The organism is Streptomyces sp. NRRL F-525 (assembly GCF_000716605.1).
Taxonomy (GTDB): domain Bacteria; phylum Actinomycetota; class Actinomycetes; order Streptomycetales; family Streptomycetaceae; genus Streptomyces.
Map to the genome: position 1 here is coordinate 1 of NZ_JNXE01000194.1, position 316 is coordinate 316.

General features: G+C 66.1%; 1 pseudogene. It reads left to right on the forward strand.

The window, feature by feature from the left end:
- Nucleotides 1–25: 25 nt before the first annotated feature.
- Nucleotides 26–316: pseudogene (locus tag OO69_RS48490) on the forward strand (hypothetical protein); the annotation flags it as partial.

The window sequence follows — 316 nt, forward strand, 5'->3', positions numbered from 1 at the left end:
GACTTCCCCCATGACGAAGACCACCGTGCAGCCCTACCCCGCCGGCACCCAGTGGACGTGGACCAGCCCTCGCAGTCGGCACACCTGGACTGAAGAGATCGTCCTGTACGCCGAACCGGACGGCAGTAGCATGTCCGACGACTACCTCCCCGAGGAAGCCGACGCTGAGGAGCTGTGGCGGATGTGGGTGGACCGGTACGCGGTCACCTACCAACAGCGGTACCCGGACAAGTACCGGCAGGGGGAGGTGCCGATCTACTGGTACGTCACACTCCCCACGTTCCGGGGCGTGTTCGAGGCCGCTCCGTACTCCCGG